Source organism: Schumannella sp. 10F1B-5-1 (assembly GCF_006517535.1).
Lineage (GTDB): Bacteria > Actinomycetota > Actinomycetes > Actinomycetales > Microbacteriaceae > Schumannella.
In genome coordinates, this window is sequence record NZ_VHQH01000039.1 from 136112 (window position 1) to 163073 (window position 26962).

General features: G+C 72.8%; 26 protein-coding genes. 15 read left to right on the forward strand and 11 right to left on the reverse strand.

The window, feature by feature from the left end; translation table 11 throughout:
* Positions 1-47 precede the first annotated feature (47 nt).
* Positions 48-2603: a metallophosphoesterase gene (locus tag FJ658_RS11370; RefSeq protein WP_141145502.1), complete on the reverse strand. Its 2556-nt coding sequence runs from the start codon at positions 2601-2603 to the stop codon at positions 48-50.
* Positions 2604-2805: 202 nt separating this feature from the next.
* On the opposite strand from FJ658_RS11370, the gene nusA reads away from it, so the two are divergent.
* Positions 2806-3786 carry a transcription termination factor NusA gene (nusA, locus tag FJ658_RS11375; RefSeq protein ID WP_141145503.1) on the forward strand — a complete coding sequence of 327 codons (981 nt, stop codon included), beginning with the start codon at positions 2806-2808 and terminating at the stop codon, positions 3784-3786.
* 28 nt (positions 3787-3814) lie between these two features.
* Here the strand turns inward: nusA and FJ658_RS11380 are convergent, their stop codons facing one another.
* Entirely contained in the window at positions 3815-4960 is a 1146-nt protein-coding gene (locus FJ658_RS11380; protein WP_141145504.1) for an AAA family ATPase, read from the reverse strand.
* On the reverse strand, positions 4957-5634 hold the full coding sequence (gene pnuC / locus FJ658_RS11385; RefSeq protein WP_141145505.1) for a nicotinamide riboside transporter PnuC: 678 nt from the start codon (positions 5632-5634) through the stop codon (positions 4957-4959). The genes FJ658_RS11380 and pnuC overlap by 4 nt, the downstream gene beginning before the upstream one ends.
* 39 nt (positions 5635-5673) lie before the next feature.
* On the opposite strand from pnuC, the gene FJ658_RS11390 reads away from it, so the two are divergent.
* From FJ658_RS11390 to FJ658_RS11405, 4 genes are all read left to right on the forward strand, one after another.
* Positions 5674-5973 (forward strand): YlxR family protein, encoded by a 300-nt coding sequence (locus tag FJ658_RS11390; protein WP_141145506.1) that lies wholly within the window; start codon positions 5674-5676, stop codon positions 5971-5973.
* A gap of 90 nt (positions 5974-6063) precedes the next feature.
* Complete coding sequence (infB, locus tag FJ658_RS11395; protein WP_141145507.1) at positions 6064-8814, forward strand: translation initiation factor IF-2; 2751 nt, start codon at positions 6064-6066, stop codon at positions 8812-8814.
* Positions 8815-8929: 115 nt separating this feature from the next.
* Positions 8930-9370, forward strand: coding sequence for a 30S ribosome-binding factor RbfA (gene rbfA / locus FJ658_RS11400; RefSeq protein WP_141145508.1), 441 nt, complete (start codon positions 8930-8932; stop codon positions 9368-9370).
* A 65-nt stretch (positions 9371-9435) separates the two neighbouring features.
* A complete protein-coding gene (locus FJ658_RS11405) occupies positions 9436-10002 on the forward strand; it encodes a dihydrofolate reductase family protein (RefSeq protein ID WP_141145509.1) in 567 nt (188 codons plus the stop codon).
* 10 nt (positions 10003-10012) lie between these two features.
* Here the strand turns inward: FJ658_RS11405 and FJ658_RS11410 are convergent, their stop codons facing one another.
* Both FJ658_RS11410 and FJ658_RS11415 read right to left on the reverse strand, forming a co-directional pair.
* Entirely contained in the window at positions 10013-10915 is a 903-nt protein-coding gene (locus FJ658_RS11410) for an Fpg/Nei family DNA glycosylase (RefSeq protein WP_141145510.1), read from the reverse strand.
* A gap of 74 nt (positions 10916-10989) precedes the next feature.
* Entirely contained in the window at positions 10990-11865 is an 876-nt protein-coding gene (locus FJ658_RS11415) for an A/G-specific adenine glycosylase (protein ID WP_141145511.1), read from the reverse strand.
* 48 nt (positions 11866-11913) lie between these two features.
* Between FJ658_RS11415 and FJ658_RS11420 the strand changes: the two genes are divergently transcribed.
* Positions 11914-12600 (forward strand): uridine kinase, encoded by a 687-nt coding sequence (locus tag FJ658_RS11420; protein WP_141145512.1) that lies wholly within the window; start codon positions 11914-11916, stop codon positions 12598-12600.
* Between the two features lie 43 nt (positions 12601-12643).
* Here FJ658_RS11420 and FJ658_RS11425 read toward each other — a convergent pair whose 3' ends face one another.
* Positions 12644-13642 (reverse strand): ketopantoate reductase family protein, encoded by a 999-nt coding sequence (locus FJ658_RS11425; RefSeq protein WP_141145513.1) that lies wholly within the window; start codon positions 13640-13642, stop codon positions 12644-12646.
* Between the two features lie 55 nt (positions 13643-13697).
* Here FJ658_RS11425 and truB point away from each other — a divergent pair, with 55 nt between their 5' ends.
* Genes truB through FJ658_RS11450 form a run of 5 tightly spaced genes read left to right on the forward strand, consistent with a single transcriptional unit; the run spans position 13698 to position 17687 of the window.
* A complete protein-coding gene (truB, locus tag FJ658_RS11430) occupies positions 13698-14648 on the forward strand; it encodes a tRNA pseudouridine(55) synthase TruB (RefSeq protein ID WP_141145514.1) in 951 nt (316 codons plus the stop codon).
* Positions 14645-15013, forward strand: a complete 369-nt coding sequence (locus FJ658_RS11435) for a hypothetical protein (RefSeq protein ID WP_141145515.1) — start codon at positions 14645-14647, stop codon at positions 15011-15013. Before truB ends, FJ658_RS11435 begins: the two co-directional genes overlap by 4 nt.
* 39 nt (positions 15014-15052) lie before the next feature.
* Positions 15053-15508 carry a hypothetical protein gene (locus tag FJ658_RS11440; RefSeq protein ID WP_141145516.1) on the forward strand — a complete coding sequence of 152 codons (456 nt, stop codon included), beginning with the start codon at positions 15053-15055 and terminating at the stop codon, positions 15506-15508.
* Positions 15505-16458, forward strand: coding sequence for a bifunctional riboflavin kinase/FAD synthetase (locus FJ658_RS11445; protein WP_141145517.1), 954 nt, complete (start codon positions 15505-15507; stop codon positions 16456-16458). The genes FJ658_RS11440 and FJ658_RS11445 overlap by 4 nt, the downstream gene beginning before the upstream one ends.
* On the forward strand, positions 16455-17687 hold the full coding sequence (locus tag FJ658_RS11450) for an MFS transporter (RefSeq protein WP_141145518.1): 1233 nt from the start codon (positions 16455-16457) through the stop codon (positions 17685-17687). Before FJ658_RS11445 ends, FJ658_RS11450 begins: the two co-directional genes overlap by 4 nt.
* A 16-nt stretch (positions 17688-17703) precedes the next feature.
* Here FJ658_RS11450 and FJ658_RS11455 read toward each other — a convergent pair whose 3' ends face one another.
* Complete coding sequence (locus FJ658_RS11455; protein ID WP_255447692.1) at positions 17704-18636, reverse strand: ROK family protein; 933 nt, start codon at positions 18634-18636, stop codon at positions 17704-17706.
* A complete protein-coding gene (locus tag FJ658_RS16870; protein ID WP_255447693.1) occupies positions 18633-19007 on the reverse strand; it encodes a DUF4407 domain-containing protein in 375 nt (124 codons plus the stop codon). Before FJ658_RS16870 ends, FJ658_RS11455 begins: the two co-directional genes overlap by 4 nt.
* 63 nt (positions 19008-19070) lie before the next feature.
* Here FJ658_RS16870 and FJ658_RS11460 point away from each other — a divergent pair, with 63 nt between their 5' ends.
* Entirely contained in the window at positions 19071-19508 is a 438-nt protein-coding gene (locus FJ658_RS11460; RefSeq protein ID WP_141145520.1) for a hypothetical protein, read from the forward strand.
* A gap of 9 nt (positions 19509-19517) precedes the next feature.
* Here FJ658_RS11460 and FJ658_RS11465 read toward each other — a convergent pair whose 3' ends face one another.
* Positions 19518-19850: a TfoX/Sxy family protein gene (locus FJ658_RS11465; protein WP_141145521.1), complete on the reverse strand. Its 333-nt coding sequence runs from the start codon at positions 19848-19850 to the stop codon at positions 19518-19520.
* 166 nt (positions 19851-20016) lie between these two features.
* Between FJ658_RS11465 and FJ658_RS11470 the strand changes: the two genes are divergently transcribed.
* Complete coding sequence (locus FJ658_RS11470; protein WP_141145522.1) at positions 20017-21540, forward strand: SDR family oxidoreductase; 1524 nt, start codon at positions 20017-20019, stop codon at positions 21538-21540.
* On the opposite strand, the gene FJ658_RS11475 is transcribed toward FJ658_RS11470, so the two are convergent.
* Positions 21541-22872 carry a M20/M25/M40 family metallo-hydrolase gene (locus FJ658_RS11475; protein ID WP_141145523.1) on the reverse strand — a complete coding sequence of 444 codons (1332 nt, stop codon included), beginning with the start codon at positions 22870-22872 and terminating at the stop codon, positions 21541-21543.
* Between the two features lie 49 nt (positions 22873-22921).
* Here FJ658_RS11475 and FJ658_RS11480 point away from each other — a divergent pair, with 49 nt between their 5' ends.
* Together FJ658_RS11480 and FJ658_RS11485 are read left to right on the forward strand one after the other, a co-directional pair.
* Complete coding sequence (locus FJ658_RS11480) at positions 22922-23311, forward strand: DUF6804 family protein (protein WP_141145524.1); 390 nt, start codon at positions 22922-22924, stop codon at positions 23309-23311.
* A 279-nt stretch (positions 23312-23590) separates the two neighbouring features.
* Positions 23591-25732 (forward strand): DEAD/DEAH box helicase, encoded by a 2142-nt coding sequence (locus FJ658_RS11485; protein ID WP_141145525.1) that lies wholly within the window; start codon positions 23591-23593, stop codon positions 25730-25732.
* 328 nt (positions 25733-26060) lie between these two features.
* Here FJ658_RS11485 and FJ658_RS11490 read toward each other — a convergent pair whose 3' ends face one another.
* The gene (locus tag FJ658_RS11490; RefSeq protein ID WP_141145526.1) at positions 26061-26939 is read right to left on the reverse strand and encodes an aminodeoxychorismate lyase; all 879 of its coding nucleotides are present in this window, start codon (positions 26937-26939) and stop codon (positions 26061-26063) included.
* Positions 26940-26962: the final 23 nt, after the last annotated feature.

Consider the following 26962-nt stretch of genomic DNA (forward strand, 5'->3'; position numbering starts at 1 on the left):
GGGCCCCGGGATGTGCATCCCGGGGCCCTTCGCGTCGTGTCAGCGCGTCACTCGGCCGCGGCGCCCTGCCCGCGTCGGCGGCGGATGACGGTGATCGTCACGGCGCTCGCGCCCAGCAGCAGCAGGAGCGCCGCCGCGATCAGCCCGGGCTGCACCGTCACGCCGGTGTTCGCCAGGGCGGTGTCGCCCGTGCCGCCGGTCGCGCCGGTGCCCGCTCCGGAGTCGGCGTCGCCGCCGCCCGCACCGGGGTCGCCCGCCGCCGCGACGACGAAGCCGCCGCTGAGCGGGCTCGACTGACGCGTGCCGAAGCCCTGGGTGAGCGTGTAGCGGTAGCTGCCGGCCGTGAGGCCGGTCGGCCCGACCGCGGTCGAGGCGCGACCGGCGGCGGCGGAGCCGCCCGTTCCGGCGGTGATGAGCGGGATGCTCCAGCTGCCGTCCTCGCGCACGAGGGCGCTGCCCTGCACATCGCCCGCGAGCGTCACCGTGGCTCCGGCCGCGCCGGTGCCCGAGATCGCGGTGACCTGCTGGACCGTGCCGCTGGGGGCGTCGCTGGTGAACCCGGCGTCGAGGGCGGGGCGCGCGGTCAGCCACTGCGACGCGTCCGTCGGGTGGTCGATCACGCGGGTCTCGCCGATGCAGCCGGCCCACCCGTTGCGGGCGCCGTCGTCGACCCAGTCGGCTCCGAGGATCCAGGGCATCTGCTCCTGGATGCTCTGCCCGCCGGTGTCGCGTCCGTTGCGCAGCACGGGGGCGCCGTCGACGTACATCGTCGTCACGCCGGCTTCGGCGTCGTTGACGATCGCGACGTGCGACCAGCGGCCGGGCAGGATCTCGCCCGACCAGGCGGTGCGGTCGCCCTTGGTGGTCTCGGCGGGCACCTCGGTCCACTGGAACTCGCGGAGGTTCGACACGCCGAGAGCGGCGGGCGAGGCGGTGTAGTCCCACCGGCTCCACGGCATCCCATCGAGCTGCGAGCGGTTGCCCGAGCGCACGACGGCCTTCGACCAGCCGTTCTTCGAGGCGGTCCAGCCCTCGTCGAGCTTGACGAAGGTCTCGATCGTGTAGCCGCCGTCGAGAGTGGCCGCGTTCGCGGCGGCGCCCACCTCGGTGGAGAGGTAGCTGAAGCGGTTCACGCCGCCCGTCTGGTCGGAGTTCGCGAAGCAGACAGCACCGCTCGACGAGAACGGGTCCGCGTCGGCGATCAGGGTCACGTCGCCGACCTGAGCGGTGGACGATCCGGACTCGGCGATCGGCACGCGGTGCAGATCGGAGTCGCCCGCGACATCCTCGAACACCTGGCCCTCGGCTACGGGACCGGGCTGGCCGTCGAAGCGCCAGTGCGCGACCGTGCCGTCGACGCGCACGAAGTCGCCCTCGCCGCCGGCCTCGACCCGGCTGGACGCCGGGGGAGCGGTGAAGCCGTCGGTGAACAGCGCGGTCGCCGCGGCCGAGAGGTCGGGCTGGTCGGCCGGGCCGTCGGCGAAGTCGGGCGCGAAGCCGGCGAAGCGCTCGGCGAAGTCGAGCCCGAGCTCGAACTGGTTGCCGTCCTGCGTCAGCATCGGCTGGTCGTAGGAGGTCAGGGCGTCTCCCGGCTTGGCGATCACCCACGGCGAACCCGTGCGCGCCGAGATGCGGTCGCCGCTGAGGTCGAACTCGAGCAGGCCGAGATAGCCGTTGCCGCCCTCATAGGCCATCTGGTAGTCCCAGAGGATCTCGGTGACCGGGTTGCCGAAGTCGTTCGTCTTGGTCAGGCGGGTGGCGCCGTGGAAGTGGCCGTTCAGCGTCAGGAAGACCTGATCGTGGCTGCGGATGAAGTCGTTCCAGAGGCGCAGACCGTAGGTGGTCTCGGCCGGGCTGACGCCGTCGGCGGCGATGTTCAGCACCTCGTGGCTGGTGAGGATCACCGGGACCGACGGGTGCTCGGAGAGCACCGACGACGCCCAGTCGAGGGTCTCGTCGGAGGCGCGCCAGCTGAGCTGCAGCACCATGAACGTCTGGCCCTGGGCCTCGAACAGGCTGTAGCGGTTGAGACCCGTCGGGTCGGCGCCGCCGAACGAGTCCTGCTTCTCGGCCCGGGAGACCGGGAAGTGCTGCAGGTACGGCTCGCGGGCGAGCTCGTAGCTCGTGTCCATGCGGCTGTCGGTGCTGTCGAGCACGTCGTGGTTGCCGGGCTGGATCGAGTACGGCACCCCCGCATCCTCGAGCACGCTCATCGCGCGGTCGGCGGCGGCCCACTCGCCCGGCTGGTTCACCTGGTCGACGACGTCGCCGAGGTGGGCCACGAAGGGGATGTTGAGCTCGTCGGCGTGGTCGGCGATCCACTGCGTCTGGGTCTCGAAGGGATCCTTGCCGTAGCGCGGCACGAACTCGGCGGCGGAGTAGCGGGAGTAGAACTGCGTGTCGGGCAGCACGGCGAGCGAGAAGCGCGAGCCGAGGTCGGATTCGGCGGCCGCGGCGGACGCCGCGGTCGAGGGGGACACGGCGGGAACGGCCGCGAGCGAGCCGACGACGCCGATCGCCGCGAGGGCGGCGAGGGCGAGTCGGCCGGGTCGGCGGCGACGATGAGCAGAATGCCCCGGTGCGGGGATCGGTGAGCGGGTCACGAGGGTCCTCGGTGATGGTGACGAAGGCCGGGGCGGGTGGTCGCCGCGGCGTCACAACGCTGTCAGCGGGCTGTGAACGTCCTATGGCCGACAGGTGTCGGACCGCGTCCGCGGGCGTCACCGGGCGCCGGCGCCGATCGGCTAGGCTGGCTAGTCGCAACCCGGGCAGCGGGTGCGTCATCTGAATAGCGGGAGGCCCCTCGTGGACATCGACCTCGGAGTGCTGCGGCTCATGGAGCGCGAGCGCGAGATCCCCTTCGACGAACTGGTGGCGATCATCGAGCAGGCCATCCTGACGGCGTACCTCAAGCACGTCGACAAGGGCCCGGACTCCGGCGCTCGCGTCGAGCTCGACCGCAAGAGCGGTCACGTCACGGTCTACGTGCCCGAGCTCGACGACGAGGGCGAGCAGATCGGCGAGGCCGTCGACAGCCCCGACGACTTCGGCCGCATCGCCGCCTTCGCGGCCAAGCAGGTCATCAACCAGCGCCTGCGCGACATCGGCGACGACAAGGTGCTCGGCGAGTTCCGCGGACGCGAGGGCGACATCGTCGCCGGCGTGATCCAGCAGGGCCCGAACCCGCGCATGATCCACATCGACCTCGGCACGATCGAGGCGATCCTGCCGCCCGAGGAGCAGGTGCCGGGCGAGGAGTACCCGCATGGCCAGCGCATCCGCGTCTACGTGACGAGCGTCGCCAAGGGCCTCAAGGGCCCGTCGATCACCGTCAGCCGCACGCACCCCGGTCTGGTGAAGAAGCTCTTCGCGCTCGAGGTGCCCGAGATCGCCTCGGGCCTGGTCGAGATCGCCTCGCTCGCCCGCGAGGCCGGTCACCGCACCAAGCTCGCCGTGCGCGCGACCCAGCCCGGCATCAACGCCAAGGGCGCCTGCATCGGCGAGCTGGGCCAGCGCGTGCGCGCCGTGACCGCCGAGCTCGGCGCCGAGAAGATCGACATCGTGGACTGGTCGAACGACCTCGCCACCTTCGTCGCGAGCGCGCTGTCGCCCGCCAAGGTCACGAGCGCGTTCGTCGTCGACGAGTCGATGAAGGCCGTGCGCGCCCTCGTGCCCGACTACCAGCTCTCGCTCGCGATCGGCAAGGAGGGCCAGAACGCCCGACTCGCCGCGAAGCTCACGGGGGCGCGCATCGACATCCAGCCCGACTCGGTGATGGAGAGCTGAGCCGACCCGTTCACCGGCGTCGGACCGGTCAGACCAGCACGGTCGGCTGATCCCACGGCGGGCTCGTGAACCGACGACGGTGCTCGAGCAGCGCATCCACGGCTCGGATCGCGTAGGCGAACCGCTGCTCGTGGCTGCCGCGCAGCAGGATCCACGAGGCGCCGCGCCGCGTGAGCTCGTCGACGAACCAGCCGGTCATCGTCGGGCGGACGTGCTCGCCGTCGCGCCAGCCGTCGTCCTCGAACGGCACATCGACGTGGTCGGTCACGAGGTAGAGGTCGCGGCGGGGGAGCGTCGCCCCTCCGGCGGTCGTCGCCTGGATGCTGTGCTCGCCGACATACCGGCGCTCCCAGAGCGTCGTGGCGAAGGCGTCGGTGTCGCCGATCACGAGGGGCGACCGCAGGGCCGCCGCGTCCTCGCGCGCATTCTGCTCGCTCGCGATGTGCCCGAAGTGCTCGGGCAGCCAGACGAGATCATCCATGGACGGCGCGGGACGCCCCTCGGCCGCGGCGGCCTCCGCCGTGCGCGCGTGCAGCGCGTAGGTGAACTCGCGCCCGTACTCGGGCACCGAGGCGAGCCCGGGATGCGGCCAGCGCGGGTGCACGGCGTAGTGCGTCGCGAGCGCCTCGGCCATCGTGGTGGTGCCCGTCGACTCGGCGCCGACCACGATCACGCGCGTCGCGAGTCCGCGCCGGGTCGCTTCGGGCAGCAGCGGCCAGGTCTCGACGAGATCGGCGCGCACCGCGGTGCCGCTGACCCGCACGCGCGCCCGGGCGGTGTCGTGCGTGACGGCCCGGGCGCCGAGACGGCGCGCCAGCTCCTCGCCGTAGCCCTCCGAGGTGAACACGACATCGGGCTGCGGGATGCCGTGGGCGGCGACCGCGGCGGCCATGCGCGCCGACTCGGCCACCCAGGCCGCCTCGCTGTCGTAGTCGACCGCGCCGTCGTCGGGCAGTCCGATCACGCGCACGCCCGGCAGCGCCGAGGTGGCGTCGCGCAGCCAGGCGACGCGGTCGGCGAGGGGGATCGACTCGATCACGCTCGCGAGCACGAGCACCGCGAGCTCGTCGACCTCGCCCGCCGCGCGCTCGATCAGGTCGAGGTGGCCGAGGTGCGGGGGATAGAACTTGCCGATGACGAGACCGGTCGTGGATGCGGCGTCCGTCGCCGTCACGCGGTGGCCCCGGCCGTCGTGACCGCAGCGGTCGGCTCTGCGGCCCGCTGCTGGCGCCGCCAGTCGCGCCGCCAGCCGACGAGCCCGTAGACGCAGAGCGCGAGGAAGCCGGTGTAGAGGATCGCCGTCAGGTAGAGGTGCTTGACCACGTAGAGCGGCACCGAGACGAGATCGACCGCGATCCAGATCCACCAGTGCTCGAGCACCTTGCGCGCCTGCAGCCAGGTGGCGACGAGCGAGGCGCTGAGCACGAAGGCGTCGGGCCAGGGCACCGCCGAGTCGGTGTGCGCGGTGAGCAGCCACCAGGCCGCGACGGTGCCGGCGGCGGTCGCGACCAGCGCGATCCCGAGGTCGAACGAGCGGGCGCGGCGGATCGGCGCGACGAAGGCGGAGCCGAGGTGACGGCGCCGGCGCACCCAGACGATCCAGCCGTAGACGCCGAGCACGAAGAAGATCGCCTGCAGCGTCGCGTCGGCGTAGAGCCCCGCGCCCCAGAACAGCAGCAGGAACGCCACGTTGTTGATCAGGCCCACCGGCCAGTTCCAGATCCACTGCCGGCTCACCGCCCAGACGCAGAGGGCGCCGGTGACGAATCCGAACACCTCGAGCACCGTCACCCGCTCACCGAGGATCGAGAAGAGAGGCAGGTCGAGGAAGGTGAGCAGCGCATCCATACGCGGGTCATTCTGCCGCGCCGGTAGCGTGGAGCGCACATGGACACCGTGGAGCGCGATAGACTCATCCCCGTCAGAACCTGCCTGGGTTGCCGGCAGCGTGCTCCCCGAACCTCTCTTCTGAGGTTCGTCGCGCGCGACGGGCGTGTCGTGGCCGATGCCGCGAGACGACTTCCAGGTCGTGGTGCCTGGGTGCATCCGCAGATCGGATGCATCGAAACCGCCCTCCACCGCCGCGCTTTCGGGCGCGCGCTGCGAGAGCCGGGGATCGACACCTCTCTGGTGCTGACGACGGCAACGGATGCGCCCGATGCGCATCCAAGGACTGAAACGGTCTGAAGAGCATGGACAAGTGATGAGCGGCTCGAGATGAGTTCCGTCATTCGATGACGTCCACCCTGTCCGGGGTGGACCCCCGACAGGAGAATTGTGGCCAACCCACGCGTACACGAGATCGCGAATGAACTCGGGATCGACAGCAAGCTTGCGATGGACAAGCTGAAGGACATGGGCGAGTTCGTCAAGAGCCCGTCCAGCTCCATCGCCCCGCCGGTCGCGCGCCGCCTCAAGGCAGCGCTCGAGGCCGACGGCGTGAAGGTGGCGGACAAGCCCGCCGCCGCGGCGCCCAAGCCCGGCCCGCGCCCCGCGCCCGCCGCGCCGAAGGCCGCCGAGAAGCCGGCCCCGGCGCCGCAGGCCGAGGCGCCCGCCGCACCCCAGGCCGAGCGCGCCGCGCAGGCGCCGAGCGCCCCCGCGGCGTCGTCGGCCCCCGCGTCGACGGGTCCGAAGCCCGGCGGCTCGCGCCCCGCGCAGCCCCAGCAGGGCGGCTCCGACGCCGCCCGTCCCGGATCGGGTCCGCGCCCCGGCGCGCCCCGCCCCGGCAACAACCCCTACGCCTCGAGCCAGGGCATGCAGCGCCCCGGCGCCCCGCGTCCCGGCAACAACCCGTTCTCGTCGAGCCAGGGCATGCCCCGGCCCGGCGGCGGTGCGGGCATCCCGCGTCCGGCAGCTCCGCGCCCCGGCGCGCCCCGTCCCGGCGCCCCGCGCCCGGGTGCTCCGCGTCCCGGTGCTCCGCGCCCCGGCGGCCCCGGTCGTCCCGGTGCGCCGTTCCAGCAGCGTCAGGGCGGCCCCGGTCGTCCCGGCGGCGGCGGCTCCGGCGGTGTCGGCGGCGGTCCCCGTCCGGGCGGCGGCTTCGCCGGTCGCCCCGGCGGCGGCGGTCGCGGTGGCCGCGGCAACACCGCGGGTGCCTTCGGTCGTGGCGGCGGCAAGAGCCGCGCACGCAAGTCGAAGCGCACGAAGCGCGCAGAATTCGAGATGCGGGATGCCCCGCAGCTCGGCGGCGTCGCGATCCCTCGCGGCAACGGGGCGGTCATCCGCCTCCGCCGCGGCGCGTCGATCAGCGACCTCGCGGACAAGATCGAGAACCTGACCAAGATGACCGTGCAGCCGGGCGCGCTCGTCACGGCGCTGTTCCACCTCGGTGAGATGGCGACCGCGACCGAGTCGCTCGACGAGGCGACCTTCGGCATCCTCGGCGAGGAGCTGGGCTACAAGATCCAGGTCGTCTCGCCCGAGGACGAGGACAAGGAGCTCCTCGAGGGCTTCGACATCGACCTCGAGCAGGAGCTCGCGGACGAGGACGACGACCAGCTCGAGATCCGGCCCCCGGTCGTCACGGTCATGGGTCACGTCGACCACGGAAAGACCAAGCTGCTCGACGCGATCCGCCAGGCGAACGTCGTCGCGGGCGAGGCCGGCGGCATCACGCAGCACATCGGCGCCTACCAGGTGTGGACCGAGCACGAGGACATCGAGCGCGCGATCACCTTCATCGACACTCCGGGTCACGAGGCGTTCACCGCCATGCGCGCCCGTGGTGCGCAGGTGACCGACATCGCGATCCTCGTGGTCGCCGCCGACGACGGCATCATGCCCCAGACGGTGGAGGCCCTGAACCACGCCCAGGCGGCCAACGTGCCGATCGTGGTCGCGGTCAACAAGGTCGACAAGGAGGGGGCGAACCCCGCCAAGGTCCGCCAGCAGCTCACCGAGTTCGGCCTGGTCGCCGAGGAGTACGGCGGCGACGTCATGTTCGTCGACGTGTCGGCCACGCAGAAGAAGGGCATCCAGGAGCTCCTGGACGCCGTGCTGCTGACCGCCGACGCGGGTCTCGACCTGCGCGCGAACCCGAACAAGGACGCCCGCGGTGTCGCCATCGAGGCGAAGCTCGACAAGGGACGCGGCGCCGTGGCGACCGTGCTCATCCAGTCGGGAACGCTGCGCGTCGGCGACGCGATCGTCGCGGGAACGGCCTACGGCCGCGTCCGCGCGATGCACGACGAGAACGGCGACACGGTCGAGGAGGCCTGGCCTTCGCGTCCCGTGCAGGTGCAGGGTCTGTCGACCGTGCCCCGCGCCGGCGACACTTTCCTCGTCACCGAGGAGGACCGCACCGCCCGTCAGATCGCCGAGAAGCGCGAAGCCGTCGAGCGCAACGCCCAGCTGGCCAAGGCCCGCAAGCGCATCTCGCTCGAGGACTTCACCCGCGCACTCGAAGAGGGCAAGGTCGAGTCGCTCAACCTCATCATCAAGGGTGATGTCTCCGGTGCCGTCGAGGCGCTCGAGGAGGCCCTGCTCAAGATCGAGGTCGACGACAGCGTCCAGCTGCGCATCCTGCACCGCGGTGTGGGTGCCGTCACCGAGTCGGACATCGACCTGGCGACGATCGACAACGCGATCGTCATCGGCTTCAACGTCCGCCCCGACGTCAAGGCCCGCGAGCGCGCTGCGCGCGAGGGCATCGACGTGCGGTTCTACTCGGTCATCTACTCCGCGCTCGACGACATCGAGTCGTCGCTCAAGGGCATGCTCAAGCCGGAGTACGAAGAGGTCCAGTCGGGTGTCGCCGAGATCCGCGAGGTGTTCCGCTCCTCGAAGTTCGGCAACATCGCCGGTGTGCTCGTGCGCTCCGGCACCATCACCCGCAACGCCAAGGCGCGGGTCATCCGCGACGGCGTCGTGGTGGGCGACAACCTCGCCATCGAGTCGCTGCGTCGTTTCAAGGACGACGTCACCGAGGTCAAGACGGACTTCGAGGCCGGTATCGGTCTCGGCAAGTTCAACGACATCCAGATCGGCGACGAGATCGAGACGATCGAGATGAAGGAGAAGCCGCGGGTCTGATCCGTGGTTCGGGGCCCCGTCGTCTGCCTTCCGAGGCAAGAGCGGGGCCCCTTCCCCGATTGCCTCGGAAGGCAGACGACGGGGCCCCTCAACGCCCTGGAGAGAGAAGGTTCTGATGGGTGAGAACCCTCGCGCGGCGAAGCTCGCCGACCGCATCAAGGAGATCGTCGCCAAGCGCCTCGAGAAGGGGCTGCGCGACCCTCGCCTCGGCTTCGTGACCATCACGGATGTTCGCGTCACGGGCGACCTGCAGCACGCGTCGATCTTCTACACCGTCTACGGCACCGACGAGGAGCGCACCGACTCCGCCGCTGCGCTGAAGGCGGCGACGGGGATGCTGCGCACCGAGGTCGGCCGCAACATCACGGCTCGCCTGACCCCGAGCCTCGAGTTCATCGCCGACGCGATCCCCGAGAACGCCGACCGCATCTCGTCGCTGCTGCGCGAGGCCGCGACGCGCGACGCCGACTCGGCGACGCTCGCCGCCGGCGCCAGCTACGCCGGCGACGCCGACCCCTACGTCAAGCCGCGCGAGCTCGACGACGACGAGGACTGATCCCGCAGAGCCCCGCCGGCCGCGCCGCCCTCGACGAGCGTCTGCCGCACGCGTAGCGTGGCCGCATGAGCGGGCTCATCGTGGAGCAGATCGTCAGCGCCGACGGCAAGGCGGTGGATGACGACGGCGGCATGTCGTTCATCGGCGTCGCTGATCCCTCGGAGGTCGACACCGATCAGCTGACCATGCTGGAGCGGGTCGACGCGATCCTGTTGGGACGCCGCACCTACGAGATGTTCGCCGGCTTCTGGCCGACCGTGACGCCCGACGAGCAACCGGCCGCGGGACCGATGAACTCTCTGCCCAAGCACGTCGTCTCGTCGACGCTCGCGGCCGCGCCCTGGGGCGTGCACGCTCCGGCGCAGATCGAGCGGGGCGACGGTGTCGAGACCGCGCGTCGGCTGCTCGACCGGTACACCGGCGCCGTGATCGTGTGGGGGAGCCTGACGCTGACGGATGCGCTCTTCCGGGCGGGCCTCGTCGACACGGTGCGCTTCCGCACGCTGCCGGCGCTGCTGGGCGGCGGACGACCCGCGACCCCGCCGGAGCTCGGACTGCTGCCGCTGACACACGTGTCGACCCGGGCCTATCCCGCGGGGCAGATCACGACCGAGTACCGCGTGCGCCGCTGATCCCTGCGCACTACTTGAGCAGGCGCGACAGCACGCGATCGGCCAGGGGCTTGCCGCCCGTCTGGCAGGTGGGGCAGTACTGGAACGTCGAGTCGCTGTAGATCACCTGCCGCACGGTGTCGCCGCACACCGGGCAGGGCTCGCCGGTACGACCGTGCACGCGCATCCCGCTGCGCTTCTCGCCCTTGAGCTCGGACGCCGCGAGGCCGTCGGCACGCTCGAGGGCTTCGGCGAGCGTCGAGCGCAGCGCCGTGTAGAGCGTCGCGACCTTCTCGGGTGACATGTTCGCCGGGGTGAAGGGCGACATCCGCGCGACGTGCAGGATCTCGTCGGAGTACGCGTTGCCGATTCCCGCGATGACCGACTGGTTGCGCAGCACGCCCTTGATCTGCTCGCGCCCGCGACCGGCCAGGATGCGCGCGAACGTCTCCTCGTCGAACTCGTCGGTCATCGGATCGGGGCCGAGCCGCGCGATGCCGGGCACCTCGGCGGGGTCGCGCACGAGGTGGATGGCGAGGCTCTTCTTCGTGCCCGCCTCGGTCACGTCGATTCCGCTGCCGTCGTCGAGCACGATCCGCGCCGCGATCGGCGAGCGGCCGGGCTTCGTCACCGGCTTCGGCGCCTCGGCGCGCCAGCGCAGCCAGCCGGCGCGCGCGAGATGCATCACGAGATGGATCGGGAACGCCGCCGGTTCGTCGGCGCCGTCGCCGGATCCTGTGGGCTCGAGCGTCAGGTCGAGGAACTTGCCGTGCCGGGTGACGTCGGCGACCCGCATCCCGTGCACCGCCTCGACCGGCGGGTCGAAGGTCTTGAGCGCCGGGAAGGCCAGGATGCTCAGGCGGTCGACGACGCGCCCGCCCAGACGGCGGCCGAGATCGGTCGCCAGCGCGTGCACCTCGGGCAGCTCCGGCATGCGCCCATCCTGCCCGTCGCGACCGACATCGCGACAGGGCGGCATCTCCGGCGCCGCCGCCGGCCACCGTGCGATCAGTCGGGCAGCGTCCAGCCCTCGGCCGCCGAGCCCGCGATCAGCCGATCGGCCGCGAGTCCGCGCACGGCGCGCGCGAGCTGCTCGGCGTCGGGCCAGAGCGCGTGCAAGGCCGCATCCGGAACCGGGATGTCGGCGCCGCGCAGCTCACGCAGCACGAGCCCGCGCACCTGACGGTCGGACCCCTCGTACTTCGCCTGCCGCGGCGGCCGCGGCGCGTCGGGCTCCGGCTCGGGATAGCCGGCGGCTCGCCAGGCGCAGGCCGCCGCGATCGGGCACAGCTCGCAGCGCGGCGCGCGGGCCGTGCAGACGATCGCGCCGAGCTCCATGGCGCCGGCGTTGACGAGCACGCTCTGCTCCCGGTCGGCGGGCAGGAGCGCCTCCATCTCGGCGAGGTCGCGCGTCGTCGAGGGCGGTCCCGGCAGCGCGACGCCGCGCACGGCGCGGGCGAGAACCCGGCGCACGTTCGTGTCGACGACGGGATGCCGCCGGCCGTAGGCGAACACGGCCACGGCGCGCGCGGTGTAAGGGCCGATCCCCGGCAGCGCGAGCAGCGCATCCACGTCGGAGGGGACGACGCCGCCGTGGTGCTCGGTGATCGCGACGGCGGCGCCGTGCAGGGCGAGAGCGCGGCGCGGGTAGCCGAGCCGATCCCAGGCCCGGATCGCCTCGGACGCCGGCGCGGCGGCGAGGTCGGCCGGCGTCGGCCAGCGCGCGAGCCATTCCTCGAGTCGGGGGATGACGCGCACGACCGGGGTCTGCTGCAGCATGAACTCGCTGACGAGCGTGCCCCAGGCCGGGAATCCGGGCTGACGCCAGGGCAGGTCGCGCTTCTCGCGCGTGAACCAGTCGGCGATCGTCGGCGCGAGGTCCACGCCACCAGCGTAGGGCGCGCGGGGGGCGAGCCCGCCTACGCTGGCTCCATGCCCCGCTGGTCACCGAAACGCCGCGCCGTTCTCGATGCGCTGGCCGCCGAGATCGTGCACAACTACCCGCGCGGTCGCATCATGATCGCCGTCGACGGTCTCGACGGCGTCGGTCGCGCGGCCTTCGCCGGCGACCTCGTCGAGGCGCTGCGCCGCGATGACCGCGCCGCCTTCTCGGCCGACCTCGCCGACTTCGGCCGCTCCCGCGCCGAGCTGCTCGAGCGGGTCGGCGACGACGGCGAGGTCGGCGACGAGGGCTGGTACCGCGAGCACCTCGACGTCGGTCTGCTGCGGCGTGCTCTCGTCGAGCCGTTCCGGATGGGCGGCAGCGCCGGATTCCAGCTCGCCGCCTTCGACCCCGACCGGGATGCCCCGCGCGAGTCGGCCTGGACGACCGCGCCCGCCGACGCCGACCTGGTCGTGCACGGCGCCTTCGCGAACCGTCCGGAGTTGCGCGATCTGTGGAGCTTCTCGGTCTGGCTCGAGGCGCCGGAGGAGGTCGCGTACGCGCGCCTCGCCGCGGCGACCGGCACACGGCGGGATCCGGATGCCGACGAGCACCGCCGCCGTCGCTGGGCTCAGGCGCGCTACCGCGCCGAGGCGGACCCGACCGCCCGCGCCATCGCGCTGATCGACCTGAGCGACGAGGAGCATCCGCGCCGGATCTTCGCCGACAGCTGCTGACCCGCGCCGACGACCGACGGCGCAACCGCGTGCCCGACGGCGTTCAGCGCAGCGGGACGCGCCGCACGACCTCGTCGACCGGCAGGAATCCGCCCTGCTCGACCTCGTGCACGAGCGCCGTGAGCGCCGCGCTGATCGGCGCCGTCCGACCCGCGGCGGCGGCCTCGCGCACGACCGCGCCGTTGAGTGCGTCGATCTCGGTCGGCTGACCGCGGCGGATGCTCTGCAGCGTCGAGCCGGGGTTCGGCACGTCGCCCATCTGCCGCGCCATCGCCCGGGGGAGGAGGCCGCCCAGCGCGAGCGGCGCGGCGCCGAGCAGGCCGAGCCGCGCATCCGTCAGCCCGCGCAGCGGAGCGAAGCGGATGCCGAGCGCGCGGGCGAGACGCACGGTCTCGCGCATGCTGGCGGTCAGGATGCGCCGCAGGCGTGGATCGGCGACGACCTGCTGAACGCTGAGCCCGGTGATCGCGGGCAGGGCGTTGACGTGGTTGATGAGCAGCTTCGTCCACTGCGCACCGCGCAGGTCGTCGACGGTCTCGATCGGCATGACCTGCCCGAGCAGGTCGGCGGCGAAGCGCAGGGGAGCGGGATCGGCGCCGGGTTCGCGACCGAGCACGGTCGGCAGCGGCGCGGTCACCGTGACCTCGCCCGGCACCAGGAACGACGCCGCGATGAGCGAGAGCGCCCCGATCGCCTCGGCCCGCGGGGCCGCGCGGCGTGCGACGGCGATGCCATCGAGGCCGTTCTGCACGACGACGAGCGGCACGCCGTCACCGAGCGCGGCCGCGTTCATCCCGAGCGCCTTCTCGGCCGCGGCGGCCTTGGTCGTGGCCACGACGAGGTCGAAGCGGCCCGTGAGCACCTCGCCCGCGTCGAGAAGCGCGCGGTGCTCGCCCCAGCCGCCGGTCAGCAGCAGCCCGTCGCGGCGGATCGCCGCGAGGTGCTCGCCGCGGGCGGTGACGGCGACGTCGTGGCCGCCGCGATCGAGCAGCGCGGCGATCGTGCCGCCGATGGCTCCGGCCCCGATGATCCCGATCCGCACCCTGCGAGCCTAGGGCGACGCGGCGGCCGCGCGCCGCGCTGTTAGCGTGAACGCCGTGCCCGATGAGTCCCGTTCCGCCGCGCCGGAATCCGCTGCGCCCCGAAGCCCGGCGCCCAGCGGCATCCTGGTGGTCGACAAGCCCCTCGGCGTGACCAGCCACGACGTGGTCCGGGTCGTGCGACGCACGGCGGGCACCCGGAAGGTCGGGCACGCCGGCACGCTCGACCCCCTCGCGACCGGTCTCATGATGCTCGGCGTCGAGAGCTCGACCCGGCTGCTGACCTACCTCGTCGGCCTCGACAAGGAGTACCTGGCGACCATCCGCCTCGGCCACGGCACCACGACCGACGACGCCGAGGGCGAGTCGACCGGCGGCGCCGACGCCTCGGCGCTGACCGAGGCCGAGGTGGGAGCCGCGATCGCCCCGCTGACCGGCGACATCCGCCAGCGCCCCTCCGACTACAGCGCGATCAAGGTCGACGGGCGCCGGGCCTACGCCCTGGCGCGCCAGGGCGAGCAGGTCGAGCTGAAGGAGCGCGCCGTGACGGTCTCGACCTTCGAGGTGCTCGAGCGACGGGTCGAGGGCGCGCACCTCGACCTCGACGTGCGCGTCGAGGTCTCGTCGGGCACCTACGTGCGGGCGCTCGCCCGCGATCTCGGCTCCGCGCTGAGCGTGGGCGGGCACCTGACGGCGTTGCGCCGCACCCGGGTCGGCCCGTTCGGCCTGGCCGACGCCGCGCCGCCGGACGAGCGGGTGCTCGACGGGATGCGCACCCCCGCCTCCGTCGCGAGCGAGCTGTTCCCCGCGGTGACCCTCGACCCCGCGCAGCTCGCCGAGCTCGTGCACGGGCGTCGACCGGCGCTGGTCGGCCCCGACCACGAGCTGGCCGAGGCCGACACCGTCGCGGCCCTGACGCCCGATGGACGCCTCGCCGGGCTCGTCTCCCTGCGCCGGGGCGTCGCCCGCGTGCTCATCAACTTCCCGACCGCGGAGGTGCTCGCGTGATCCTCGCTCTCACGATCGTCGGCGTCGTCGTCGCGCTGGCCGCGGGCCTGCTCGACGTGGTGCTCGGACTGCTCGGCCGCAAGCCTGACGATTTCAGTCTCGGCGCGCTCGCCCTCGTCGAGCTCGTGCTCGTGGTGCAGGTCGTCACGGCGATGGTGGCGCCCTTCGTCGGCAATCCGCCGACCGGCAACCCGATCGAGTTCTGGGCCTATCTGATCGCGGCCGTCGCCATCCCGGTGCTGGCCGCGTTCTGGGCGCTGAGCGAGAAGACCCGGTGGAGCACGGTCGTGCTCGGCGTCGCGGCCTTGGCCGTCGGCGTGATGCTCTGGCGCATGCACGTGATCTGGACGGTGCAGGCGGCCTGAGCGAGCGAGCGCACCCCGGCGCTCGACTAATCTGGGTCGGTGCCAGAAGCTCGCTCCTCTCTCGCCACCGGGCTCGGCCGGGTCCTCGTCGTCGTGTACGCGATCCTCGCCCTCGCGGCGACCGGACGCAGCGTGACGCAGATCCTGTCCCGGTTCTCCGAGGCGCCGATCGCGTTCTCGCTCTCGGCGGCCGCCGCGGTCGTCTACATCGTCGCGACGATCGCGCTCGTCGCGAAGGGGCCCGTCTGGAACCGGGTGGCGTGGGCGGCCATCGGCTTCGAGCTGGCCGGCGTGCTGATCGTCGGAACGCTGAGCCTGGTCGCGCCCCAGGTGCTGGGTCTGAGCGACACCAACCCCTTCGGCCGGCAGTCGACCGTGTGGAGCCTCTACGGCGCCGGCTACCTGTGCGTGCCCCTCGTGCTGCCCGTGCTGGGTCTGCTCTGGCTGCGCTCGCGCCGCCGCGCCGCGCAGGCGTCAGCCGGGTTGACGGCATGAGCACCTTCCACGGCATCGCCGAGGTCCCCGCCGACTTCGGCCCCTCGGCCGTCACGATCGGCAAGTTCGACGGTGTGCACCTCGGCCATCAGGCGGTCATCGGCAGGCTGCGCGACGAGGCGCACGCTCGCGACCTCGTGCCGAGCGTGATCACCTTCGACCGCAACCCGCTCGCCCTGCTCGACCCGGCATCCTGCCCGCCCGAGATCGTCGGACGTCGTCAGGAGCTCGAGCTGCTGCACACCGCCGGCGCCGAGGCGGTGATCGAGCTCGCCTTCGACGAGGGCCTGCGCGACCTGAGCCCCGAGGCGTTCGTGCGCGACATCCTGGTGGGCGCCGCGAACGCCCGGCTCGTGCTGATCGGCCGCGACTTCCGCTTCGGCGCGCGCGGCGCGGGCGACGTGGATGCGCTGCGCACCTGGGGCGCCGAGCTCGGCTTCGACGTGATCGTCGTCGACGACGTGGCCGCCGACGGACGCCGCGTGTCGTCGACGGAGCTGCGCGCGCTGCTCGACGAGGGACGCGTCGCCGAGGCCGCCGGTCTGCTCGGTCGCCTGCACGCCATGCGCGGCGGCGTCGTGCACGGCGAGGCCCGCGGGCGCGAGCTCGGCTACCGCACCGCGAACCTGAGCCCCGACGCCGAGGGCATGATGCCCGCCGACGGCGTCTACGCGGCCTGGGCGTCCGTCGACGGGCGCCGGGTCGGCGCCGCCGTCTCGGTCGGCGTCAATCCGACCTTCGGCGACGTCACGGTGCGCCGACTCGAGGCCCACCTGCTCGACGAGACGCTCGACCTCTACGACCGCGAGCTCGAGATCGCCTTCGTCGAGTTCATCCGGCCGATGCGCAAGTTCGCCGACGCCGACGCGCTCGTGGCGCAGATGCACGCCGACGAGGTGCGCATCCGCGAGATCCTGGGTTACCCGGCGCCCGCGAGCTCCGCCGAGTGACGGCGCTGACCGGGCGGCGCTGGGCGCCGCATGCTCTCGTGGTCGTCGGCATCGTGCTGCTGGCCTTCTCGCTGCGCACGGCGGTCGCGGCCGTGTCGCCGATCGTCGACGCGATCGATCGCGGGATCGGCTTCCCGCACGCCGCGGTCTCGATCATGGGCGCCCTGCCGCCGCTGGCCTTCGCCGCCGGAGGTCTGCTGACGCCGCTCATCGTGCGCCGGCTCGGCCTCGAGGCGGCGACCGTGCTCGCGATCGCGTTCATGGTCGTCGGGCACGCGGCTCGCGCGCTCTCGCTGTCGTCGCCGATGCTGATCGTCTCCACGGCCGTCGCCCTGCTCGGCGCGGGATTCGGCAACGTGCTCATGCCGCCGCTGATCAAGCGCTGGTTCCCCGAGCGCATCGGACTGCTGACGGCGGTCTACTCGGCTGTCATCGCGGTGTCGACGGGCGTGTCGGCGGCGCTGGCTGTGCCGGTGTCCGACGGCCTCGGCTGGCGCGCATCGCTGGGGCAGTGGTCGATCGCGGCGGCGGTCGGCCTCATCCCGTGGGTCATGGTGCTCGCCGGGCGCCGACGCAGCGCGCAGCCCGATGAGCCGCACGACGCGGCCGAGGTCGAGGCCGAGCAGCCGATGGCGCCGTCGCGCGGGCTGTGGCGCTCGCCCACGGCGATCGCGGTGACGCTCGTCTTCGCGACGTCGAGCGTGACGGTCTACACGGCGTTCAGCTGGATGCCGGCCATCCTGGTCGAGCGCGCCGGCGTCGACCGTCTCGAGGCGGGCTCGATGCTCGCGGTGTTCAGCGCCGTCGTGGCGCCGCTGTCGATCCTCATGCCGCTGCTCGCGCCCCGGATGCGCAACGTCGCGCCGCTCGTCTTCGCCAACGCCGCGCTGCTGCTCATCGGGAGCTTCGGACTGCTGCTCTCACCGGCGAACGGCACCTGGGCGTGGATCGTGGTCTACGGTCTCGGACCGGCGCTGTTCCCGCTGGCGCTGTACCTGATCACGGCGCGCACGCGCACGCACCGCGGCGCGGTCGCGCTGAGCGGCTTCGTGCAGGGATGCGGCTACATCCTCGCCGCGCTCGGGCCGATCCTCGTCGGAGCACTGCACGACGCGACGGGCTCGTGGTTCGCGCCGAGCATCGCGATGGTCGTCATGGCGCTGCCGGCGATCCCGGCCGGAATCATCCTGCTGGGCTCGCGCTACGTCGAGGACGAGATCGCGCGCTGACCCGCCGGTCGCGGGATCAGTCGCCGAGGCGGTCGGCGCGGTGCACGAGCGCACCCGCGCCGATCAGCGGGCCATCGTGCGAGAGCCCCGACGGCACGATGCGCACCTTCGTGACGAAGCCGAACTCCGAGCGCTCGGCCACGGCCTCGCGGGCCGCCTCGAACAGGCGCGGCGAGGAGTGCGAGAAGCCGCCGCCGATCGCGACGACCTCGAGGTCGACGAGCGAGGTGGCCGAGGCGACGACCTGCCCGATGGCCCGGCCCGCGCGGTCGATCGCGGCGATCGCGACCGGGTCGCCGGCGCGGTGCGCCTCGGCGAGCTCCTCGCCGGTCGAGCCGGTGAAGCCCTGCGTGCGCGCCCAGGCGACCGTGCGCGGACCCGAGGCGACCGCCTCGAGGCATCCGCGGCCGCCGCAGGGGCAGGCGTCGTCGAAGCCGCCGGCCTCGATGTGGCCGATGTGGCCCGCGTTGCCGGTCGGGCCGGCGACCGTGCGGCCGCCGAGCACGAGACCGCCGCCGACGCCGGTCGAGACGATCATGCCCATGACGTTGTCGACGCCCTGCGCCGCCCCGACCCAGTGCTCGGCGAGGGTGATGCAGATGCCGTCCATCTGGAGCGTGACCGGCACGCCGGGCAGGGCGTCCTCGACGAGCTTCTTCAGCGGGAAGTCGCGCCAGGCCGGCACGTTCAGCGGCGAGACCAGGCCCTCGGCGACCGTGATGGGTCCTGCCGAGCCGACGCCGGCGCCGATCAGCTCCTGGTCGGCGGTGACGGCTGCGCGCGCCTGAGCGAGCACGTCGAGCACGGCGGCCTGCAGCGTGGCGCTGTCGCTCGTGCCGCCGCTCGGCCGGCGGAAGCGCGACCCGGGCACGACCGCGCCGTCGGCGTCGACGAGCGCCGCCTCGACCTTCGTGCCACCGAAATCGAGTGCCAGAGCGACTGCGCTCACGAAGAACCTCCTGAGGCGCCGAGCTGCTGCCCGGCGATGAACAGCGTCACGTAGAACGCGGCGATCATGACGACCAGGCCGATCACCGGGCCGAACCAGGCCCAGCGGTGCAGCAGGGCGCGCACCGCGAACACGGCGAGCCCGGCGGCGAAGCCGAAGATCACGACCCCGATGCCGACGTAGGCGGCCGTCGTGAGCGCGCCCCCATCGCATCCGGATGCGGCGGAGCAGGCGTCGACCAGACGGCGGTCGCCGAGGGTGCCGACCGCCACGAGGGCGAAGACGCCGCCGAAGAACAGCGTGCCGAATCCAACCAGCAGATCGACGACCACGAGGGCGCGGTTGCGCGGCGCTCGCGTCGTCGGTGGCATGGATGCCAGCGTAGTGGGAAGAGGCGCCCGGGCCGTGACGGCGGCCGGTTCTACACTGGCGCCATGTCGGCCCCCTCGTCGGTGCGCGTCGCGCGCACGATCGATCTCCCGCCCGGGATCGTGTGGGAGGCGCTCGTCGACCCGGTGCTGGTCGAAGGCTGGCTCCACCCCGAGCTCACGCTGCTCGACGACGCCGAGATCGTGAGCGAGGAGGAGCCCCGGCGGCTCGAGGTCGTGCATCCCGAACTCGGCCGGGTGCGCATCCTGCTCGATGCCGTCGCCGGCGGCACCCGCGGCGAGGCGACCGTGGTCACGGTCGAGCTGCCCGAACTGGGCGACCTGCGCTTCCGCCCACCGGTCTCGGCCGGCTGGAGCGTGCGACTCGATCAGCTCGCCGATCTGCTGCGCGGGCATCCCGTCGACTGGGACCACTGGGAGCGCGACCGCGGCGCCGACTACCGGGCTCACCTGCACGCGGCCGAGGAGCGGCTCGCGCACTGAGCCCGCGGATCAGGGCGTGATCTCGTCGAGGTAGCGGTGCGATTCGTCGAGCAGCGCGCTCCAGTCGCTGTCGGTCGCGTCGGCGCCGACGACGACCCATTCGCGCCGCGGCCGGCCCGCCATGACCATCCACTCGGCCTGACCCGCCGCCTCGAGCTCATCGGCGCGGGTCGCCGGCACCTTGGCCATGAGCCCGCCGGAGTCGACCGCCACGGCGAAGACCTTGCCGCGCAGCCGCAGGCCGATCGTGCCGAACATGCGGCCCCAGTCGACGCCGGGTCGGGCGAGCAGCGGCGCCGCCAGCCGTTCGAGCCGCTCGTGGTCGCGATCCGCTGCCGTCATGCCCGAAAGCTAGTCGCGATCCGCGGCGCGGTCGAGAGGCGGCTCGGTCGAGAGGGGGATGCGCGCCGCCTGGATGTCCGCGGCGCATCCGACTGCCAGCGCGAGGTCGAGAACTAGCGTGGCGGCCAGCGCCGGCCGGACGCCGGTGCGCGGAGAGGAGCCGAGCATGCGCATCCTGGTCACCGGAGCGACCGGATACATCGGCGGGCGGCTCGCGCCGCGACTCGCGGACGCGGGTCACGAGGTGCGGGTGATCGCGCGCGACGCCGAGCGCCTGGCGCACGTGCCGTGGGCCGATCGCGTCGAGGTCGTCGAGGGCGATCTGACCGATCCGGAGGCCGTAGCCCGCGCGGCCGAGGGATGCGACGTCGTCTACTACCTCGTGCACTCCCTCTCGGCCGACCCCCGCTTCGAGCAGCGCGAGTCGGAGATGGCGCAGACCGTCGCCACGGCCGCGAAGGAGGCGGGCGTGCGCCGCATCGTCTACCTCGGGGGCCTGCATCCCGACGGCGACCTGTCGCCGCACCTGCGCTCGCGCGCGGCCGTCGGCGAGATCCTGCTCGCGTCGGGCGTGCCGACCGCCGCGCTGCAGGCGGGGGTGGTGATCGGCTCGGGGTCGGCGTCGTTCGAGATGATCCGGCACCTCACCGATGTGCTGCCCTACATGCCGGCCCCGCGCTGGGTGCGCAACCGGGTGCAGCCGATCGCGGTGCGCGACGTGCTCTACTACCTCGTCGCGGCGGCCGACCTGCCCAGCGACGTCAGCCGCACTTTCGACATCGGCGGGCCGGATGCGTTCCGCTACGGCCAGCTCATGAACGGCTACGCGCTCGAGGCGGGGCTGCGACAGCGGCCGATCGCCACGCTGCCGGTGCTGACGCCGTGGCTCGCCTCGCAGTGGGTGAACCTGGTTACGCCGATCCCGCGCTCGCTCGCGGTGCCGATCATCTCCTCGCTGCAGCACGACGCGGTCGTGCGCGAGCGCGACATCCGCACCTGGATCCCGGATCCTCCCGGCGGCCTCACCGGCTACCGACGTGCTGTGCGTCTGGCGCTGCAGCGCATGCGCGACGGCCAGGTCGAGACGAGCTGGCAGGACGACCCGGTGCACGGGGCGCCCAGCGACCCGCTGCCGAGCGACCCCGACTGGGCCGGGCACACCGTTTTCACCGACCTGCGCGAGCGGCGCTCGACCGCGGCGCCGGAGCGCGTGTGGCGGGTCATCGAGGCGGTCGGCGGCGACAACGGCTGGTACTCCCTGCCGCTCGCCTGGTCGGTACGGGGCTGGATGGACAAGGCCGTCGGCGGCGTCGGTCTGCGCCGGGGGCGCCGCGACCCGCGACGCCTCGCGCCCGGCGACGCGCTCGACTGGTGGCGCGTCGAGCACCTGGAGCGTGGCCGCTTCCTGCGGCTGCGTGCCGAGATGAAGGTGCCCGGCGGCGCCTGGCTCGAGCTGTCGGTCACCCCCGACGGCGAGGGCTCGCTCTACCGGCAGCGGGCCGTGTTCTTCCCGAAAGGTCTCGCAGGACGCGCCTACTGGCTGGCGATCCTGCCGTTCCACGGCGTCATCTTCGCGAGCATGGCGCGACGGATCACGGCCGAGGCCGAGCAGGACGATGTGGCGCCCCCACGCCCCGACTCGGTCGGTCGCGCCGAACCCGCGTCGCCGGATGCCCGCGTCGCGTCCTGATCAGAGCTCGTCGATCAGCCGTCGGAAGACGCGGATGCCGTCGAGCCAGGTGTCGACGGCGATGTTCTCGTCGATCGCGTGCAGCGCGTCGCGCTGCGCCTTCGAGATCGCGAACGGGGAGAAGCGGTAGACCGCCGGCGACAGGTGCGTGTAGTGCCGGCTGTCGCTCGCGCCGAGCATGATGTACGGCGTCGGCACGACCTCGGGATGCACGGCCGTGATCGCCTGGCCGAGACGCTCCCAGACGGGGCCGGTCGAGGGCGAGATCGGAGAGGGCTCGGAGCCGTGGAGGATCTCGACCGCGACCTTCGGGTCATCGATAGCGCGGGCGATCCGCGCCCGCTCGGCCTCGAGCGTCGAGCCCGGGGCGACGCGCACGTTCACGATCGCCGAGGCCTGCTCGGCCAGCACGTTGTCGGCGGCGCTGCCCGAGAGCCGGGTCACGGCGCGCGTCGTGCGCACGAGGGCGGCCGTCTCGGGGCCCAGCCGCACGAAGACCGCCGCGAGCACGCGACGCAGGCGCCGCGCATCCCGGAACAGCCGCGCCTGCGGACCCCGGGCGTGCGGCGCGACGACCTCGAGCATGCGCAGCACCGGCTCGGGCACCGCCGCCGGGGCGGGGCGCCGTCGCAGTCGCGCGATCGCGGCCGCGAGCCGGTCGACGGCCGTCGTCGCCGGGGGAGTCGAGGCGTGACCGCCCTGCTGCTCGACGCGCAGGCGCATCGACGCGATGCCCTTCTCGGTCACGCCGATCATCGCGAGCGGTGCGGCGACGCCGGGCAGGACGCCCTCGACGATCGCGCCGCCCTCGTCGAGCACGAAGGCGGGGCGCACGCCGCGCCGCTCGAGCTCGGCCGCGACGGCCTGAGCGCCGTAGCCCATGCGCTCCTCGTCGTGACCGAACGAAAGCCACACGTCATGCGCGGGCACGACGCCGTCGGCGAGGGCCGTCTCGACGGCCTCGAGGATCGCGACGAGCATCCCCTTGTCGTCGATCGTGCCGCGGCCCCACAGCCGGGCCTCTCCGTCGACCTCGACGAGCTCGGCGGCGAAGGGCGGGTGGGTCCAGCCGCGGTCGTCGGCCGGCACGACGTCCTGATGGGCGAGCAGCAGCGTCGGGTCGGCGGCCTCGCGCCCCGGCCAGCGGAACAGCAGGGAGTGCCCGGCGATCAGCTCGCGCTCGAGGGTCGCGTGCACCCGCGGATAGAGCCGTTCGAGTGCGGCGCGGAACCGTGCGAACTCCGCGCCGCGGGGGTCGTCGGGGGAGTCGAGGGAGATGGTGGGGATGCGCAGCAGCTCGCGGAACCGCTCGATGCGCTCGGCGTCGTGCACGGTCCGAGCGTAGACCGGCGCTCAGCCGTGCGCGCCTAGGCTGTGGACGATGCCCACGCGAACCGCCCCCGACCGCCGCGACGCCCGCTATCCCGACGCGCCCTGGCGCCGCTTCGCCCTGGCGCCCGGCATCATCGCGGCGCTCGTGCTCGCGGCCGGGTCGGTGCTGGTCGGCACCGACGGCTTCGAGTGGATCCGGTATGCCGCCGCGATCCTCGCGCTCATCGTCGGCTGGTTCGCCTTCCAGGCCCGTCACTGGTGGTGGATGCCGGTCATGCTCGCGATCGCCGTGATCTGGAACCCCGTGTTCCCCTTCGGCTTCGACGGTCAGTTCTGGATGGGCGCCCAGTGGGTCGCCGCTCTCGTCTTCGTCGCGGCGGGCCTCACGATCCGCGTGCGCAACACCGAGGACCGCAACGCGCAGCGCCGCCCGCGCTGACCGTCGTCGTCGCGCCATCGCGGCCTCCGTCGATGGTGAAGCGCGCGGACCGACACTCGGGGACAGCCCTTTCGCGCCGCATCGGGGGCCTGGGGTAGACTGTCCGTGACCCGCCCCACCGGCCTTCGACGCCGGGTCTGGGATCAGCGGGACCGATCGTGGATCACCCGGTCCGCCGCCCTCGCCTCGCGAGGAGCAGCACCCGCACACCGGACGGTCTCGATCGGACAGCGATTCTGAGCCGACGCGAAGTCGCGCTCGTGACGTTCGAGGAGAACGATGGCCCAGTCCGGGCAGAAGCAGTCGCCGCGCACCTCCGGTCGCCGCGGTCAGCAGCAGCAGCGTCGCCGCGCACACGCCGACGAAGCCGGTCTCATCCCGGTGCTCGCCCGCACCGTGCGCGCGATCGAGAACGCCGCCGAGCGCGGCAAGGTCAACGCCGGCGGGCGCGTGCGCTACCGCGTCGTGGCCATGCTGGTGCGCGAGGAGCGCGCCCGCATCAAGGCGGATGCGACCTTGAGCGAGGGCGAGCGCGTCAAGGAGCTGACGCGCCTCGACGGCATCGCCACGATCATGGCGAAGACCGCCTCGCGCGACACCTCGCTCATCCCGCTGCTCACCGACACCGCGCCGCTCAACGCCGCACAGCAGGAGCTGCGCCGCTCGCTGCTCATCGACGCCGGCACCGAACTCAGCCCCGACGACCTCATCGTGGTCACCGAGGTGCCCGCGAGCAAGGTCCAGCAGGAGAAGCAGGTCGTGCCGACCTCGGTGCGGCAGTACCAGATGTCGAACCCCTTCCTGGCGCCCGACTTCAGCCTGGCGACGCCGAAGCCGCAGGTCACCGGCCGCCTGTCGAACTGGGAGCTCATCGAGCCGCTGTTCCGGTCGTTCGAGGTGGGCGGCGGCGGCGCCGCGAGCATGGACCTGCCCGAGGCGCACAGCCTGAGCACGCCGGGCGGCACCGAGCTCATGCGCCACCAGGCGCGCTTCATCGAGAGCGCGCGGGCGGGCCACCGCACCTACCTGCTCGCCGACGAGCCGGGCCTCGGCAAGACGGCGCAGGCGCTCGTCGCCGCATCCGTCACGGCCTCGTACCCGCTGCTCGTGGTCGTGCCGAACGTCGTCAAGATGAACTGGGCGCGCGAGGTCGAGAAGTGGACTCCGCAGCGCAAGGTCACGGTCGTGCAGGGCGACGGCGAGAACATCGACGCCTTCGCCGACATCGTCGTCGTCAACTACGAGGTGCTCGACCGGCACGTCGCCTGGCTGTCGCGCCGCGGCTTCAAGGGCATGATCGTCGACGAGGCGCACTTCATCAAGAACCGCGACTCGCAGCGCTCGCGCAACGTGCAGGCGCTCTCGTCGAGCATCCGCGCCGCGCAGCCGAACGCGCTGCTGATCGCGCTCACCGGAACCCCGCTGATCAATCAGATCGAGGACTTCCGCATGATCTGGCAGTACCTGGGCTGGATCGATGAGAAGAAGCCCACGCCGACCCTGATGCGCAAGCTCGAGGAGACCGAGCTCTCGCCCGGCGACCAGGGATTCTTCGCGGCCGCCCGCGGCTCGGTCGTCGACATGGGCATCGTGCGCCGCAAGAAGGAGGATGTCGCCGCCGACATCCCCGCGCGTCGCGTGGCCGACATCCCGGTCGAGCTCGACGGCGAGGAGGGTCGCTCGATCCGGGCCGCCGAGAAGGCGCTCGTGACGCGGCTGCTGTCGCGCTTCGACCGCCTGCGTGCCGCCAAGCCCGACTCGCCCGAGGCCGACCTCATCCGACTCGTCGCGCACGCCGAGCTCGAGGAGTCGCGGGGCGCCTCGTCGGGCGAGGGCACGGGCGACAACGTCTTCACCATGGTGCGTCGCATCGGCCAGGCGAAGGCCACGCCGGCGGCCGACTACACCGTCAACCTGGCCCGCAACGTGGGCAAGGTCGTCTTCTTCGCCAAGCACATCGACGTGATGGATGCGGCGGAGAAGCACTTCGCCGCGGCGGGCCTGCGCACGATCTCGATCCGCGGCGACCAGACCGCGACCTCGCGGCAGGCGCAGATCGACGCGTTCACGAACGACCCCGACGTCGCGATCGCCGTCTGCTCGCTGACGGCGGCGGGCGTCGGCGTGAACCTGCAGGTCGCCTCCAACGTCGTGCTGGCCGAGCTCAGCTGGACGAGCGCCGAGCAGACGCAGGCGATCGACCGCGTGCACCGCATCGGCCAGTCGCTGCCGGTCACCGCGTGGCGTATCATCGCCGCGCAGACGCTCGACGGCCGCATCGCCGAGCTCATCGACTCGAAGGCCGGGCTCGCGGCGCGCGCGCTCGACGGCGCCGAGGTCGACGAGCAGGGCACCGGCTCGGTGCAGCTGGACGCGCTCGTGGCGCTGCTCTCCGACGCCGTCGCGTCGCGGTCGGTCTGACCCGAGCACGTCGCGTCGACGCCGCTGTCCCATACCTGTCGGCCCCCGCGCGGGGGTGACCCCATGTGGGGGGAGCGGAGGAGTTCTCGACGCTCGTATCGTGGTGCTCGCACCAGTCGGGGGACTGGAAGGCGGCGGTGATCTCGTCGAGAACCGGTGATACGGGGGTTGACCCGGGTATCCGGATCACCGCCGCCAGTGCATCCTTCAAGTCTCATTGGGGGGAATGTCGCGGAGGGGGATTCCGCCGACATGAGAAGGGCCGCTCGGGGGAGCGGCCCTTCTGCTTTCCCGGGATGCTGTCGCTGGCGAGCGGTGCGCTCGGCGGCTACTCGGTGCGGGCGGCCAGGGCGTCGTTCATGGCGGCCGAGAGCTCCGCATCCACCGGCACGGCGCGGTCGTCGATCGCGCGGATCGGCGCCGCGTGCCGCACCGACGACACGAGCCAGGCCGCGTCGGCGCGCAGCAGGTCGTGCGGCGTCAGGGTGTCGATGCGCGTTGGGATGCCGTGGCCGGCGGCCCAGCGGAACACATCGGCCTGCGTCGTCCCCGGCAGGATGCCGAGGTCGGTGCGCGGCGTCACCAGCACGTCGTCGATCCGCACGACGAGGTTCGCGGTCGCGCCCTCGAGCACGATGCCGTCGCTCGAGACGAAGACGGCGTCGTCGGCGCCGCGCCGCGCGGCCTCGCGCTTGACGGCGGTGTTGACGGCGTAGCTCAGCGTCTTCGCGCCGGCCAGCAGCCACGGCGAGGTCGTCGCGACGTCGGAGGAGTAGCCCCGATCGAGCAGGATGACGCGGATGCCGTCCGTCCGCGCCGCGGAGAAGTCGGCGGAGGGCTCGCCCCAGGCCCAGCCCGTCGGCCGGTCGCCGCCGTCGACCCCGCGGCTCAGCACGATCTTGACCCACGACTCGGGATGCTCGGCCAGCCGCTCCGCGACCCGGAGCACCGCCTCCCGCCAGCCGTCGAGGTCGGGCGAGGGCAGGTCGAGCATCGCGGCCGAGGCGGCGAGTCGCGTGAGGTGCGGGCGCAGCGCCTGCGGTCTGCCCGCGCCGATGCTGATGGTCTCGAAGACGCCGTCGCCGCGGGTGGCGGCGAGGTCGAGCGCGTGCAGCGCGGGGGAGTCCGGCTCGACCAGTCGCACCGCATCCACCCGACCGGAGAGAGCGAGGTCGAGCAGGGCGAGCACGGCGGAGCGGTGGTTCATGCCGCCATACTCGTCCCCCGCGG

Excerpts from the sequence above, each read along its gene's own strand:
- FJ658_RS11445 (WP_141145517.1), top strand. The coding sequence starts at position 15,505 with ATGAGCACCTTCCACGGCATCGCCGAGGTCCCCGCCGACTTCGGCCCC.
- FJ658_RS11410 (WP_141145510.1), bottom strand. The coding sequence starts at position 10,915 with ATGCCGGAGCTGCCCGAGGTGCACGCGCTGGCGACCGATCTCGGCCGC.
- pnuC (WP_141145505.1), bottom strand. The coding sequence starts at position 5,634 with ATGGATGCGCTGCTCACCTTCCTCGACCTGCCTCTCTTCTCGATCCTC.
- FJ658_RS11490 (WP_141145526.1), bottom strand. The coding sequence starts at position 26,939 with ATGAACCACCGCTCCGCCGTGCTCGCCCTGCTCGACCTCGCTCTCTCC.
- FJ658_RS11485 (WP_141145525.1), top strand. The coding sequence starts at position 23,591 with ATGGCCCAGTCCGGGCAGAAGCAGTCGCCGCGCACCTCCGGTCGCCGC.
- rbfA (WP_141145508.1), top strand. The coding sequence starts at position 8,930 with ATGGGTGAGAACCCTCGCGCGGCGAAGCTCGCCGACCGCATCAAGGAG.
- FJ658_RS11465 (WP_141145521.1), bottom strand. The coding sequence starts at position 19,850 with ATGACGGCAGCGGATCGCGACCACGAGCGGCTCGAACGGCTGGCGGCG.
- FJ658_RS11470 (WP_141145522.1), top strand. The coding sequence starts at position 20,017 with ATGCGCATCCTGGTCACCGGAGCGACCGGATACATCGGCGGGCGGCTC.
- FJ658_RS11420 (WP_141145512.1), top strand. The coding sequence starts at position 11,914 with ATGCCCCGCTGGTCACCGAAACGCCGCGCCGTTCTCGATGCGCTGGCC.
- FJ658_RS11480 (WP_141145524.1), top strand. The coding sequence starts at position 22,922 with ATGCCCACGCGAACCGCCCCCGACCGCCGCGACGCCCGCTATCCCGAC.
- FJ658_RS11405 (WP_141145509.1), top strand. The coding sequence starts at position 9,436 with ATGAGCGGGCTCATCGTGGAGCAGATCGTCAGCGCCGACGGCAAGGCG.
- FJ658_RS16870 (WP_255447693.1), bottom strand. The coding sequence starts at position 19,007 with ATGCCACCGACGACGCGAGCGCCGCGCAACCGCGCCCTCGTGGTCGTC.
- FJ658_RS11390 (WP_141145506.1), top strand. The coding sequence starts at position 5,674 with ATGGACACCGTGGAGCGCGATAGACTCATCCCCGTCAGAACCTGCCTG.
- FJ658_RS11460 (WP_141145520.1), top strand. The coding sequence starts at position 19,071 with ATGTCGGCCCCCTCGTCGGTGCGCGTCGCGCGCACGATCGATCTCCCG.